This window comes from Micrococcus sp. iso_239 (assembly GCF_056173395.1).
The window spans coordinates 1660656-1674420 of sequence record NZ_CM149672.1 but is presented as its reverse complement, the minus strand read 5'-3'; the positions used below and the strand labels follow the sequence as shown (position 1 = coordinate 1674420).

Sequence of the window (13765 nt, the reverse complement as noted above, 5' to 3'; positions counted from 1 at the left end):
CGTGCGCGCAGTGCCCTCGAGGACCACCCGCGCCGCCCGCGTGCCCTTCTCCGGATGGCTCGCCCTGGGCAGCGCCGGGCTGGCACTGCTGGCCCCCACCCCCTACATCCTCGAGGGCCCCGGCCCCGCCGTGGACCTGCTGGGCGAACGCGAGGGTCGACCCGTGCTGCGCGTCGAGGGCGGCGAGGCGGACCCGGGTGAGGGGACCCTGCACATGACCACCGTGATGGTCGGGGGTCCTCCCATCGGCACCACCTCCCTGCTCGACCTCGGCCGCGGCCTGACGGACCCCGCCGTGGACGTGGCCCCGCGCGAGCTGATGTATCCCACCGGCGTCACCTCCGACGAGGTCGGCGAGGCCAATTCGGCGGCCATGTCGGACTCCCAGCAGACCGCGACCGCCGCGGCCCTGCACGAGCTCGGACGCGAGGTGCCCCAGCGGCTCGTCGTGCAGCAGCTCGTGCCCGGCGGGCCCGCCGAGGGCGTCCTGCGGGCCGGGGACGAGGTGATCGCCGCCGAGGGACGGCCCGTGGCCGACCTGGAGGCCGTGCGCGCCGCCGTCGGGGCCGCGGGGCCCGACCCGGTCACGCTGACGGTCCGCCGCGACGGCGTGGAGCAGGACCTCGAGGTGCCGGTGGCGGCCGCCCCCGAGGGCGCGCCCCAGCCGTGGCAGATGGGGGCCCTGATCGAGACCGCCTACGACGTCCCGGTGGACGTCGAGCTGACCGTGCCGGACATCGGCGGACCTTCGGCGGGTCTGATGTTCGCGCTCACCGTGATCGAGCGGCTGACCCCGGGGGCGATGACGGGGGGCGCCCCGATCGCGGGAACGGGCACGATCACGGGGGACGGCGTCGTGGGTCCCATCGGCGGGATCCCGCAGAAGGTGCGCGGCGCCGCCGAGGCGGGGGCCACGACGTTCCTCGCCCCCACGGCGAACTGCGAGGAGCTGGCCGGCCGTGTGCCCGAGGGCCTGACGGTGTACCCCGTGGACACGCTGGGCCAGGCCCGCGACATCGTCGAGGCGGTGGCCCGGGGGGAGACCCCGGCCGCCGCCCGGACGTGCGGCTGAGCCGACGCACACCAGGACCACCAGACCACCAGACCACCAGACCACCAGACCGGACGACATGTCCGGGGCGCAGCGCCCCGGACCGGAGCAGAGCCCCGCGGACGCGGGAGGGAAGAGGACAGAGCAGTGAGCTTCGGACAGGGAGGCGGCGGACCGTTCGGCGGCCCGCCCCGTGACGGCGGCGGGACCGCCGGGGGCCAGTCCGGCCCGTTCGGGGCGTTCGGCCCCTTCGGCGGCGCCCCGCGCGGCCCGGGCGACGACGGCGACCGCGGTCCTGGTGGCCCGTTCGGCGGGGGCGGGTCCTCCGCCGCGCGCGGCAGGGGCCGGCCGGGCCGGCCGAGCGCGCTCGTGCTGACCATCATCGCGGTGGCCGTGCTCGTGGGGCTGTTCGTGGTGTTCACGAACGTCTACACGGACGTGCTGTGGTTCTCGCAGCTGGGCTTCACCGAGGTCTTCTGGACCGAGGTCGTCGCCAAGGCCGCGCTGTTCCTGATCGCCGGGCTCGGGATGGCCCTCGCCGTGTGGCTGGCGATCCGCACGGCCTGGCGCCACCGCCCCGCGGACGCGTCCGCGGCCGCGCGGGACTCGCTCAGCCAGGCCCAGCGCCAGCTGGAGCCCATCCGGCGCCTGGTGTTCCTGGGTGTCCCGCTCGTGCTCGGCGTGTTCGCCGGCTCCACCGCGATGAACGGGTGGAACACGGTCCTGCTGTTCCTGAACCAGGTGCCCTACGGCCAGGCGGACCCGGAGTTCGGCCTGGACCTCATGTTCTTCATGGCCACCCTGCCGTTCCTGACGCTCGTGGTCGGGTACCTGATCTCGGTGGTCCTGGTCTCCGGCATCACCGGTCTTCTGGTGCACTACCTGTACGGCGCGGTGCGCGTGGAGGAGGGCGGCGGCGTGCGGATCACCCCGGCGGCGCGCGCCCACATCGGCATCACCCTGGCCGTGTTCCTGCTGCTGCAGGGCGTCAACTTCTGGCTCAACCGCTACCGCACCACGCAGTCGCAGACCGGCAACTGGGCCGGCGCGCTCTACACGGACGTGAACGCGGTCATCCCGACGTCGGCGATCCTGGCGGTCACGGCCGTGATCGTGGCCGGCCTGTTCGTGTGGACGGTGGTCTCGGGCCGGTGGCGGCTGTCGCTGATCGGCACCGCGGTCCTGGTCATCACGGCGCTCGTGGTGGGCACGGCGTACCCCTTCATCGTGCAGGAGTACCAGGTGAAGCCGTCCGAGCGCACGCTCGAATCCCAGTACATCGAGCGGAACATCGCCATGACGCGCGAGGCGTACGGCCTGGACGACGTCGAGGTGACGAACTATGAGGGCGCCACGGACACCGAGGCCGGGGCCCTGGCGGGCGAGGAGGCCAACACGGCCAACGTCCGTCTCATGGACCCGAACCTGATCTCCCAGACCTTCGGGCAGCTCCAGCAGTTCCGTCCGTACTACGCGTTCCCCACCACCCTGCACGTGGACCGCTACGAGGTGGACGGCCAGACGCGGGACACCATCCTGGCGGCCCGTGACGTCAACGTGGACGACTCCCAGTCGTGGGTGAACCGCCACACCATCTACACGCACGGCTACGGCATGGTCGTGGCCGACGCCTCCGAGGTCGCGGCCGGCGGCCGGCCCCAGTGGCTGCTCTCCGAGATCCCCACGCGCGGGCCGCTGGCCTCCGACCAGGACTACGAGCCGCGCATCTACTTCGGGCTCAACTCGCCCTCGTACTCGGTGGTGGGTGCGCCCGAGGGCGCGCCGGCCGTCGAACGCGACCGGCCGCAGACGGCCGACTCCCAGGAGGACACGGCGTACACCTTCTCCGGCGACGGCGGCCCCTCGGTGGGCAACCTGTTCAACCGGCTCGCGTACGCGGTGAAGTTCGGCTCGCCCGAGCTGGTGCTGTCCTCGGACGTGAACGAGGCCTCGCAGATCCTCTACGACCGCGACCCGGCCGAGCGCGTCCGCAAGGTCGCGCCCTACCTGACGGTGGACACCGCCCCCTACCCGGCGATCGTCGACGGCCGCGTGCAGTGGATCGTGGACGCCTACACGACCTCGGACCAGTTCCCGTACTCCACCGCGCAGCAGCTGGGCGAGGTCACGGTGGACTCCCTGAGCCAGGGCCAGAACCCGGCGCTCCAGGGCCGGGTGAACTACATCCGCAACTCGGTGAAGGCGACGGTGGACGCGTACGACGGCTCGGTGTCTCTCTACGCGTGGGACGACCAGGATCCGCTGCTGCAGGCCTGGCAGAACGTCTACCCGTCCTCGCTGCGCCCGTACTCGGAGATGAGCGCCGGACTCCTGGACCACGTCCGCTACCCGGAGGACATGTTCAAGGTCCAGCGCGAGCTGCTCGGCCGCTACCACGTGACCGATGCGGACGACTTCTACGAGAACAACGACGCGTGGTCCGTGCCCTCGGACCCCACGCGCGAGGAGGACGTCAAGCAGCCGCCGTACTACATGACGCTGCAGATGCCCGGCCAGGACGAGCCGGCGTTCTCCCTCACCAGCAGCTACATCCCGCAGATCACGGACGGTGCCCAGCAGCGCAACGTGCTCTACGGCTTCCTCTCCGCCACCGGCGACGCCGGCTCGGGGGAGGACGGCGTGAAGGCCGAGGGCTACGGGCAGCTCCGACTGCTCGAGCTGCCGCGGTCCACCACGGTGCCCGGCCCGGGCCAGGCGCAGGCCAACTTCGACTCGAACGCGGACGTCTCGCGGGAGCTGAACCTGCTGCGCCAGGGCGCGTCCGAGGTGCTCAACGGCAACATGATCACCCTGCCGGTGGCCGGCGGCATCCTCTACGTCCAGCCGGTGTACGTCCGCTCCTCGGGCGGCACCACCTACCCGACGCTGCGCAAGGTGCTCGTCTCCTTCGGCGACAAGGTCGGCTTCGCGGACACCCTCCAGGAGGCCCTGGACCAGGTGTTCGACGGGGACTCGGGCGCGGTCACCCCGGAGGAGAAGCAGGCGGAGGCGCCCGCGCCGGGCGAGGAGCCGACGGCTCCGGGCACCGTCGAGGAGGAGCTCTCGGCGGCCCTCGAGGAGGCTCAGGACGCCCTGACCCAGGGCCAGGAGCGTCTGGCCGAGGGCGACTGGGCCGGCTACGGCGAGCAGCAGAAGCGTCTCAACGAGGCCCTGAAGCGTGCCACCGCCGCCGACGACGCCCTGGGCGGCGACGCGCCTGCCCAGGAGCAGGCCCCGGCCGAGGCGAGCCCCGCGCCGTCGTCGAGCCCCAGCCCGACGCCGAGCGGCTGAGTCGGCGCCGGCGGGCCGGGCCCGCCGGACCGTCGACGACGGCCCCGGCCACGCACCGCGCGTGGTCGGGGCCGCTGTCGTCTCGGGGCAGGTGGCCGCCGCATGGCCGCCGGGTGGCGGGGTGCTGACGCCGATTTGAACTCGACGGAACAGGTGTGTATAGTTCTAGAAGTCGCCGCGGGGTGGAGCAGTTCGGTAGCTCGCCGGGCTCATAACCCGGAGGTCGCAGGTTCAAATCCTGCCCCCGCAACGAGAAGGAGAAGGCCCCCAGCATCTGCTGGGGGCCTTCTCGCATGTCCGGACCCGGTCGCCCCGGCCCGCCGGCACGGTGCCGGCGGGCGAGCCGACCGCCCTCGGGCGATCAACGCGGGGGAGCGGGAGCGTCAGCGGCTCGAGGCCCGGACCGCCTGCTGGGCCGGGGTGCGGCGGCCCGGGTCGGTGCGGCGCAGCCAGACGGCAGCGATGATCGCGATGACCGCGATGGCGCCCCAGATGCCGACGACGGCCCAGGACAGGCCCGCGAGGAGCAGCAGCGGCACGAAGGACACGGCCGCGATCTCCACGGGCACCACCGGGATGTAGGCCACGCCGAACTGCTCCATGGTCCCGGACTTCAGCTTCGGGTCCACGATGCGCAGCATGGCCACGCCCGTGGCGACGGCGCCGGTGGCCCAGCCCCACGTGAACAGCTGCTTCTCGAACCACGCGTCGGTCATGACGCGCGGCGCCACGACGATCCCCAGGAACAGGGCCAGCGCGAGGCCGATCACGAACAGGAGCAGCAGCGGCTGCCAGTAGTCCACGACCACGGTCGGGGCGATCGCGGCGATGCCGCAGACGATGAGGATGTCCGTGGCGGTGCCGGACACCGAGTTCAGCGAGCCCGGGTCGAGGAACTTCGCCGTCTTCGTGGCCTGGAACAGGACGCGAGCGATCAGGCCGAGGAGGAACGCGATCGCGAACGCGGGGATGATCAGCTGGGGTCCGTCCTCGCCCACGACGCTCGGCCACACGGACGTGATCCAGGAGACCACGCCGTGCGCGGCCGCCGCGATCATCGCGACGACGCCGACCTGGAAGGCCAGTGACTCCACCGAGGCCGCCGAGAAGGTGTGCCGGCCGATGACCGGGCGTTCCTCCACCTGGTTCAGCACCCCGGTGCGCAGCTCCTCCGGGATGGAGGTCAGGCCCGCGAACTCCCGCGCGTGGCCGCGCTGCGCGCCGATCTTGGCCTGGATGATGCCACCCACCACGCCGACGATCATGCCGACGGTGGCCGAGGTGTAGGCCAGCGAGGTGACGGTCGCATCACCGTTGGCCGCGTATGCCTGGCCCACGGCGGCCGCGGAGCCGAAGCCGCCCGCCCAGCCGGCGAACAGCAGGGCGGCGAACGAGTCGGGCGCGTCGAACAGCGGCTGCAGGAGGACCAGCGTGACGAGGGCGCCGATGGCCACCTGGGAGGCGTAGATCAGCACGCCGTAGGACGCGAACGCACCCACGGGGCGGCCGATCTTGCGGACGTCGAAGTCGTCGGTGAGCGCGATGCACACGAACACGATGACGATCAGGATCGAGCCGTACGTGCCCAGCTGGGAGCTGAACGGCAGCCAGCCCAGGCCGTTCGGGCCGAGGACCAGGCCCAGGATGCCGGCGATGACGGAGGCCGGGATCATCAGGGTCTGGAGGGGCGTGATGACGGCACGGGCCAGCGTGCCCACGGCCAGGAGCGCGCCGATGAGGCCGGCGTCGACCAGCACGGACCAGGCCGTGAACTGCTCTTGCATGGGGTTCTTCCTCTGTGCGGGGACGGGGGCGTCCCGCGGAGCGTGCCGAGGGACCCCGGGACAGTACCAAAGGAGCGCGGGGGCCGGGGCGCGTCCGGGAGGAGCACCGGGCCGGGGCGCACGAGGACGGCCCGCCGCGCCGGCGTGGGCCGGGCGACGGGCCGTGGGGAGGGGCGGGGTCAGCCGCGCGCGGTGCCGGTCTCCTCGGCGGTCCCCTCGGCCGCGTAGTCGAGGGTCAGGGTCTCATCGGCGTCGACGTCGCCCGAGGTGAGGGCGGCCTGGCCGGCGCCGCCGGCCTTGAGGGCGGCGAGGCGGGCCTCCACCTCGGTCTTCTCGCCGAGGTCCTCGAGGGACTCGAACTGGGCGTCGAGGGAGGAGGCGGCGATCTCCTGCTGGCCGCGCACGCGGGCCTCCTCGCGACGGACCTTCTCTTCGAAGCGGGAGACCTCGGAGGTCGGGTCCAGCAGGTCGATCGACTTCACGGCGTCGGCCACCGCGGACTGGGCGTGGGCGGACTTGGCGCGGGCGGTCAGCTCGTCGCGCTTGGCGACCAGCTGCTGACGCTTGACCTTCATCTGGTCCAGACCGGTCTTCAGGCGCTCCACGATCTCGCGCTGCGAGGCGATGGTCGGCTCCGCGGACTTCGCCTGGCGCTCGAAGTCCATCTGGCGCTCGATGGCCACCTTGGCGAGGTTGTCGAACTTGTCCGCCGAGGCGGTGTCACCCTTGGTGCGGAAGTCGTCGGCCTTCTGGGAGGCGGCCAGCGCCTTCTGGCCCCAGCTGCGGGACGCGTCCTGGTCCTCGCGGTAGTCGTCCTCGATCATTCGCAGGTTGCCGATCGTCTGGGCGACGGCGGCCTCGGCCTCCGCGATGTTGTTCGTGTAGTCGCGGACCATCTGGTCCAGCATCTTCTGGGGGTCCTCGGCCTTGTCCAGCATCGCGTTGATGTTGGCCTTCGCCAGCGTGCTGATGCGGCCGAAGATGGACTGCTTGACCATGGTGTCTGCCTTTCGTCGGTCTTTCACGTCAGCGCAGACCGTCGGCCTGCGTCCACCCCGTCCCGCGCGTGCGGGCCGGGCCGGCGCCCGGGGCGCCGGAGTTCATGGGGCGGCGGTCAGAAGCCGCCGCCGGAGATGTCGCCGAACCCGCCGAAGTCGCCGCCGCCGAGGCCGCCGCCGTCGAACCCGCCGAAGCCACCGCCGCCCCAGCTGCCGCTGTTCAGGATCGAGTTCATCAGGATGCCGCCGAGCAGTGCGCCGCCGAGGCCGCCGCCGAAGCTGCCGCCCACTCCGGCGCGCGGGCGTGCACCGTACATGCCGCCCACCATGCCGGGGCCGTAGCCGAAGCCCTCGACGTCCGCGCGGGCCAGCTCGCTCGCGCGCTCGGCCAGCTGGGAGGCGCGCTGCGCCTGCTGGAGGGCGGCCACGGGGTCGGTGCGGCCGAGGCTGATCGCCGAACGCAGCGTGTGGTCGGCCTCCGCGAGCCGGGTCCGGGCCTCCGAGCCCACCGCACCGCGCCGGGCGCCGATGAAGTCGGCCGTGCCGTCGATCTGCGCCTGGGCCTGGGCGATCGTGGAGGTGAGCACCTGGGAGGCCTGGCGGGCCTGCTCCCGAGCGTCGCGGACGCCGGCCAGCGGGGTGTTGAGCTGGCGGTGCGCGGCCTCGAGCTGGTGCAGCAGCTCCAGGGGGTCCGGGCGGCCGGCCGCGAGGGCTCGGCGCACCGCGTTCACAGCGTTCTTCATCCCCGCCACCGGGCCGGCCAGCTCGGGGTTCGACCCGTTGGCCACGAGCGCCTCGGCCTCGGCGACGTCCTGCTCGGACTGGGCGAGGCCCGTCTGCAGGTTGCCCAGCATGGCCCGCAGGGACCCCTCGGCCTTGCCCACCGCCTCCGTGAGCGTGTCCACCTGGCTGAGCGCCTCCTCGGCGGCACGCACGGCCAGCGCCGCCGTGGAGCGGTCCTGGGCGTCCCACGCGCTCCGCGCCTTCGCGACGGCGGTCTCCACGAACTCGAGCCGCTCCCGGGCCTGCGCCGCGTTGTCCGCGACCTCGGCGAGGGCGGACTCCGCGTACTGGCCGTGCAGCGCGGCGATCGCCGACTCGGACTCCTGCACCCGGGACCGCGCCTCGGGCAGGCGGGCGTCGACGCGCTCCAGGGCCTCGGGCACCTGGTTCTCGAGGTCGCGCAGGGAGTCGAACTCCTTCTTGTGCGCCGCGAGGGCCGCACCCACGGCCTCGCTGCGCTGGATGATCTCCTTGAGCCAGGCGCGCTGCTCGGCCTCGGTGTCCGGGATCTCGTCGTCGAGCTGGTGCTGGAGCTGGAACGAGGCCCGCATGTGCTCCTTGGCCCGATCGATGTCCTCGCGGAACGTCGCCACGGACTTCTCCCCGTAGGACGCCTCGGCGAAGCCCAGCTCCTGCTCCGAGGAGCGGATGGCGTCGTCCGCGGCCACGAGCTTCGAGCCGGCCTGGGTGCGCAGCTGCTCCACGCTGAGCTCGTCGAGGGGGTCGCGGCGGACCTCCTCGGTGCGGCCCCCTTCGACCGCGCCGCCCTGCGTGCGCTTCCGGCTGCGGGCCACGAGCACGCCGCCGCCCACGGCCGCGGCCACCGCGCCCGCGCCGAGCACCGCCGTCAGGGCCCCGCCGCCGGAGGCGCCCTGGGCCGTGCTCCCGTCGCCCGCGGTGCCGGCCGGCAGGGCACCGGCCGGATCGTACTCGGCCCCGCTGGCCCCCGTGCCGTCGAGCGTGCCGTCGGCGGCGTCGTCGAGCCCCTGCACCGCGGCGGTGCCCGCCGCGAGCCATTCCGCCGAGCCGGGGTCCGTGCCGATCTTGGACAGCTCCGGGCCCACGTAGGTGCGCGTCACCTGGTTCTGCAGGTCCGCGTCCCCGCCGCTGTCCAGCCCATAGGCGCGGTCCTCGACCGCGATCGCCAGGACCGAGTCGTTCGTCCCGAGCCCGCGCTGGCGCGCCACGTCCTGGGCCAGCGTCTGGGCGTCCGTGCTGAACTCATCCACGTAGACGACGTACAGCCCCTGCCCGGTGTCCCGGCGCAGGTCCTGGATCTCCTGGGTCAGCCGCTGCTCATCGGAGGTCGAGAGCACCCCGGCCTCGTCCACCACGTACACGCCCGGCGGCACCGTCACGGCGTGCGAGGCGGGTGCCGCCACCAGGAGGCCCAGGCCTCCCAGACCCGCGGCGGTCACGGCGCGCGCCAGACGGCCGACATCGGCGGGGCGGGTGGGCACGGTCATGCGGGGTCTCCTTCGACGGCGGAGGCGAGCCGCCGCACCGGGCGGACCCGCCGGATCCTGGGGTTGAGTGTAGGGCGGCGTGGGAATCGGGCACCAGGGATCCGGCGCGGCCGGGACCGTGGGAGGAGCGGACGTTCGGCCTCTAGGCGGCGTTCAGTCATGCACGCTAGCGTGGACGTGCCCCGGGGCGCGCGTCCGCAAGACGACGGGCGTCTGTGTCGACCGCCCGGGGCCCGACCCGAAGCGAGGACCCCGTGGACCAGACCGCCGCCCCCACCCAGCCCCCCGTGCCGACGGCCCGCACCGTCGCGCGTCCCCGGCCCCAGTCCCGCGCCCGTGCCGGGGCGGGCCTGCTCGCCGCAGCCGTGCTCATGGTGGGGCTCTCCGGTTGCGCGGTCGCGGAGGACGGCGGCGAGGCCGCGTCCGAGGCCGCGAGCTCCTCCTCCTCGCAGGCGACGGACACCTCGGCCGAGGCCGGGGGACAGCCCGTGGCGGACACCGCCGTCGGGAACGCCGCGAGGACCGCGCTGCCCTCCGTGGTGACCATCTCCGCGACGTCGAGCTCCGCCTCCGGTTCCGGTTCCGGGTCGATCCTGGACACGGAGGGGCACATCCTCACGAACACCCACGTGGTCACCCTCGGCGGCCAGGCCAACGACGCCGAGCTGACGGTGCGCACCTCGGACGGGGAGGTCTACGCTGCCACCGTCGTGGGCACCGACCCGCTGTCCGACCTGGCCGTCATCAAGATCGACGCCCCGGACCTCACCCCCATCCAGATCGGCCGGTCCGGGGATTTGAAGGTCGGGGACGAGGCCGTCGCCATCGGCGCCCCCCTGGGCCTGCCGAACACCGTGACCGACGGGATCATCTCCACCCTGGACCGGACCATCGCGGTGGCGTCCTCCGAGGCGCCCGAGCCGCAGGGCGAGAGCTCCGGCTCGTCCTCCGGCACCGATCAGTACCGTTTCCAGCTGCCGGGCACCCCGCAGGGCACCCGGGGCGAGGTGTACATCAACGTGCTGCAGACCGACGCGGCCATCAACCCCGGCAACTCCGGAGGCGCGCTCGTCGACGCCGAGGGTCGCCTGGTGGGCGTGAACGTCGCGATCGCCTCGGCCGGCCAGGACCCGAGCGAGGCGGGCAACATCGGGGTCGGCTTCGCCATCCCCGTGGACTACGCCCAGCGGGTCGCACAGGACCTGATCGACCACGGCAAGGCCACGCATGCCATGCTCGGCGTGAGCGTCACCCCGGAGCCCGCCGAGGTGCAGGGCGGCAGCGAGAACGCCCGGACCGTGTTCAGCGACGGCGCCCGCGTCCAGCAGGTCGTGGGAGAGTCGGCGGCCGACGCGGCCGGGCTGAAGGAGGGCGACGTGATCACCGCCGTCGGCGACCGCGCGGTGATCGACTCCGAGTCCCTCACCGCCGTCGTCCGCGAGCACCGCGTGGGAGACTCGGTGGACGTCACCTACCTCCGCGACGGCGCGGAGCAGACGACCGAGGTGACGTTCACGGAGGACACCCGCTCGTGACCACCACGCTCACCACCCCCGCCGCGCTCGCGGCCCACCACGGCTGGCGCCGGGTCCTGGCCGTCGGCGCCCACCCGGACGACCTCGACTTCGGGGCCGCCGCCACCCTGGCCGGCTTCCGCGCGGCCGGGCTGCACATCGAGCTGTGCATCGTGACGGACGGGGACGCCGGCGGCTTCGACTCGGAGGGCCCGGAGGCGATGACCGCCCGCCGGCACGCCGAACAGCGCGCGGCCGCCGCCGTCGTCGGTGCCGCCGAGGTCCACTTCCTCGGCGAGCGCGACGGACACCTCGAGCCGGACCACGGCGTGCGCCGCAAGCTCGTGGCGCTGATGCGCCGCGTCCGCCCGGACGTGGTGCTCAGCACCCACCCGGAGCGGGACTGGGAGCGGATGCAGGCCGCCCACCCGGACCACCTCGCCTGCGGCGAGGCCGTGGTGCGCGCCGCGTACCCGGCGGCCGAGAACCCGTACGCGTACCCGGAGCTCGCGGCGGAGGGGCTCGAGGCGTTCAAGGTCCGGAACCTGCTGCTGTACGCCGCCCCCGCCGCGCGCCGGAACACGGTCGTGGACGTCACGGGCCTGGCGGAGCAGAAGCTGCGCGCCCTCGACGCCCACCTCTCCCAGCACCCGGACGTCGACGCGATGCGGCGGCACGTGCTCGCCCAGATGGCCGAACATCACCGGCGCGCCGCCGGCCCGGCCGCCGCGCCGGGTCACGCCGAGGCGTTCCACCTGGTCACGGTCAACGGTCCGAGCACCATCGCCGGGTTCTGAACCGCCCCCACAGCAGAAGGGCCGACGACGCGCCGCGTCGTCGGCCCTTCTGCTCCGGGGACTCAGTTGTTGCTCGGCCGCCCGCCGTAGCGCGGGCCGGTCTGCGCGGTGGGGTCGAGGTCCACGCCGACGACGGGCTCCGACGTCGGCACCTCCGAGCCCGAGCTGGGCTCCACGGAGATGCCCATCGCCGCGAAGCGGTCCAGCCCCCGGAAGGTCACGGGCTCGCCGAAGCCGTTGGCGTCGAACGTGCCGAGCGAGGCCGGGGCCGTGCCGTCCGAGGGGTAGAGCCACAGCTGGTAGGACTGACCCTCCGGCAGCTGGGGCATCCCGCTGATCATCAGGTAGCCGCTGTTCTGCTCCCGGGACAGGAACGCCTGGACCGTGCCGCCGTCCTGGGCCGGGTACTCCGAGGTCGTGAACAGGTCCTTCGACTGGTCGATGCGGTGCACGATGCCCGGCCGCGTGAACTGACTCCACACCGTCCACCCGCCGACGCCGAGCACGAGGGCCGCGAGCAGCAGGAGGGCGGTCACCTTGAGCCAGCGCAGGCGGTCCCGCGGCGGGCCGGCGGGGGCGGACTCGTCGCCGATCAGGTCCATGCCCACGTCCTGGGCGGGCAGGCGACGCAGGACCTCGTCGAGCAGGGCCGACGGCGGCTCGGCCGTCACGGACCGGAACGCCCAGGCCACCGCCTGGCGCGCACCGTCCACCCGGGAGCGCCACCGGGCCAGCTCGCCGCCCCGCCGCTGCACGGCGGAGAAGGCCGCGGTGTGCCCGGCCGTGTCGAGGGCGTGCACGGCCGAGAGGTCGGCCAGCTCGAGTGCGCGGCCGGCGTCCACGTCCTCGCGCACGTCCGCGCCGAGTGCCGGGCCGGTCGCCGGGGCCGGCGCGGACGGCCGGGCGGCGTCCTGCGTGAGGTCGCGGCGGGCCGCCACGACCTGCCGCACGCCGTCACGCAGGAGGGTGCGGGCCTGGTCGGCCGGCAGACCCAGCCGATCGGCGACCTCCCGGTCGGTGCAGCCGCCCAGCCACGCCAGTCGCACGGCCTCGTAGGCGTCCGGGGCCACGCGGTCGACGAGGTCCTCGGGCAACGGCGCGGGCCCGGCCGGGCCGGGACGACGCCCACGTTCCGCCGCGGAGCCGCCGGCGCGGCGCAGCGAGGTCATCACACGGTGGGCGAGGACCTCGAGCCACGTGAACACCTGGCGCTCGCGGTGGGTCGCGTCGTCACGCTCGCTCAGGTCGAGCCCGGCCTCGGAGGCCTCCTCCCATGCCGTCAGGTAGGTGCGGACCGTGGCCGCGGCGGCGTCGTCGCCGGGGCCGAACATCGCTTCGGCCAGGCCGTGCACCCACGGGACCGTGGCGTCGTAGAACGCGGAGAACGCGGCCCGGTCACCCTCGGCGCTGCGGCGCAGGAGGGTGTCCAGGGCGGGCTGGCCGGCGTCATCGGGGCGGTCGGCGTGGGGCTCGGACGCGTCAGGAGTCTGCATGGTGGCCTCAGTCTAGGGAATCGGGGCGGGCAGCGGACCCGGCGAAGTCGTGCTGGCGCCAGGCCTCGTACACGGCGATGGAGACGGCGTTCGCCAGGTTCAGGGACCGACGGGCCGGCTGCATGGGCAGGCAGACGGTCTCGGTGACCCGCGGATCGGTCAGCACCTCCTCGGGCAGGCCGGTGGACTCGCGGCCGAAGAGCAGCACGTCGCCGGGCCGGTAGGCGACCCGGTCGTGCCGCACGGACCCGCGCGCGGTGAAGGCCAGCACACGGGCGGGGGCGAGGGCCGCGAGCGCAGCGTCGAGGTCCGGGTGCACCGTCACCACCGCGAGGTCGTGGTAGTCCAGGCCGGCGCGGCGCAGGTGGGCGTCCTCGAACCCGAAGCCCAGCGGCTCCACGAGGTGCAGCTCGGCCCCCGTGAGGGCGGCGAGCCGGATCGCGTTGCCGGTGTTGCCGGGGATCTCCGGGGTGAGCAGCAGGATCCGGAAGCCGGGGGTGCCGGGCGCCGGGGCGCGGTCGGCGCCCTCGTGCGGGTTCGGTCGGGGTGGGGTGGGGGAGTCGGGCACGCGCCCAGCCTAGTGGGGCG

9 protein-coding genes and 1 tRNA gene are annotated in these 13765 nt (G+C 73.8%); 5 read left to right on the top strand and 5 right to left on the bottom strand.

The window, feature by feature from the left end; translation table 11 throughout:
• Position 1 precedes the first annotated feature (1 nt).
• The 3 genes from AC0VX2_RS07740 (at position 2) to AC0VX2_RS07730 (ending at position 4592) form a co-directional block, all read left to right on the top strand.
• The gene (locus AC0VX2_RS07740) at positions 2-1072 is read left to right on the top strand and encodes a YlbL family protein (protein ID WP_223247460.1); all 1071 of its coding nucleotides are present in this window, start codon (positions 2-4) and stop codon (positions 1070-1072) included.
• 126 nt (positions 1073-1198) lie between these two features.
• Positions 1199-4342 carry a UPF0182 family membrane protein gene (locus tag AC0VX2_RS07735; protein WP_475432501.1) on the top strand — a complete coding sequence of 1048 codons (3144 nt, stop codon included), beginning with the start codon at positions 1199-1201 and terminating at the stop codon, positions 4340-4342.
• A 176-nt stretch (positions 4343-4518) separates the two neighbouring features.
• Positions 4519-4592 (top strand) — tRNA-Met (locus tag AC0VX2_RS07730).
• A 133-nt stretch (positions 4593-4725) separates the two neighbouring features.
• On the opposite strand, the gene AC0VX2_RS07725 is transcribed toward AC0VX2_RS07730, so the two are convergent.
• The 3 genes from AC0VX2_RS07725 to AC0VX2_RS07715 form a co-directional block, all read right to left on the bottom strand.
• Positions 4726-6126, bottom strand: a complete 1401-nt coding sequence (locus tag AC0VX2_RS07725) for a sodium/glutamate symporter (protein WP_049147311.1) — start codon at positions 6124-6126, stop codon at positions 4726-4728.
• A 179-nt stretch (positions 6127-6305) separates the two neighbouring features.
• Positions 6306-7124 (bottom strand): PspA/IM30 family protein, encoded by an 819-nt coding sequence (locus AC0VX2_RS07720; RefSeq protein WP_002854906.1) that lies wholly within the window; start codon positions 7122-7124, stop codon positions 6306-6308.
• A 116-nt stretch (positions 7125-7240) separates the two neighbouring features.
• Positions 7241-9373, bottom strand: coding sequence for a TPM domain-containing protein (locus tag AC0VX2_RS07715; protein ID WP_101966055.1), 2133 nt, complete (start codon positions 9371-9373; stop codon positions 7241-7243).
• Positions 9374-9627: 254 nt separating this feature from the next.
• Here AC0VX2_RS07715 and AC0VX2_RS07710 point away from each other — a divergent pair, with 254 nt between their 5' ends.
• The gene (locus AC0VX2_RS07710; RefSeq protein WP_051995236.1) at positions 9628-10908 is read left to right on the top strand and encodes a S1C family serine protease; all 1281 of its coding nucleotides are present in this window, start codon (positions 9628-9630) and stop codon (positions 10906-10908) included.
• Positions 10905-11684, top strand: a complete 780-nt coding sequence (locus AC0VX2_RS07705) for a PIG-L deacetylase family protein (protein ID WP_036314367.1) — start codon at positions 10905-10907, stop codon at positions 11682-11684. The genes AC0VX2_RS07710 and AC0VX2_RS07705 overlap by 4 nt, the downstream gene beginning before the upstream one ends.
• A gap of 62 nt (positions 11685-11746) precedes the next feature.
• On the opposite strand, the gene AC0VX2_RS07700 is transcribed toward AC0VX2_RS07705, so the two are convergent.
• Together AC0VX2_RS07700 and AC0VX2_RS07695 are read right to left on the bottom strand one after the other, a co-directional pair.
• Entirely contained in the window at positions 11747-13177 is a 1431-nt protein-coding gene (locus AC0VX2_RS07700; RefSeq protein ID WP_101966054.1) for an anti-sigma factor, read from the bottom strand.
• A gap of 7 nt (positions 13178-13184) precedes the next feature.
• Positions 13185-13745, bottom strand: coding sequence for a tRNA (cytidine(34)-2'-O)-methyltransferase (locus tag AC0VX2_RS07695; protein ID WP_044659766.1), 561 nt, complete (start codon positions 13743-13745; stop codon positions 13185-13187).
• Between the last annotated feature and the right edge of the window lie 20 nt (positions 13746-13765).

What these genes read in the sequence shown, in the direction of transcription:
- AC0VX2_RS07725 (WP_049147311.1), bottom strand. Translation starts at nt 6,126, where the DNA reads ATGCAAGAGCAGTTCACGGCCTGGTCCGTGCTGGTCGACGCCGGCCTC.
- AC0VX2_RS07720 (WP_002854906.1), bottom strand. Translation starts at nt 7,124, where the DNA reads ATGGTCAAGCAGTCCATCTTCGGCCGCATCAGCACGCTGGCGAAGGCC.
- AC0VX2_RS07715 (WP_101966055.1), bottom strand. Translation starts at nt 9,373, where the DNA reads ATGACCGTGCCCACCCGCCCCGCCGATGTCGGCCGTCTGGCGCGCGCC.
- AC0VX2_RS07700 (WP_101966054.1), bottom strand. Translation starts at nt 13,177, where the DNA reads ATGCAGACTCCTGACGCGTCCGAGCCCCACGCCGACCGCCCCGATGAC.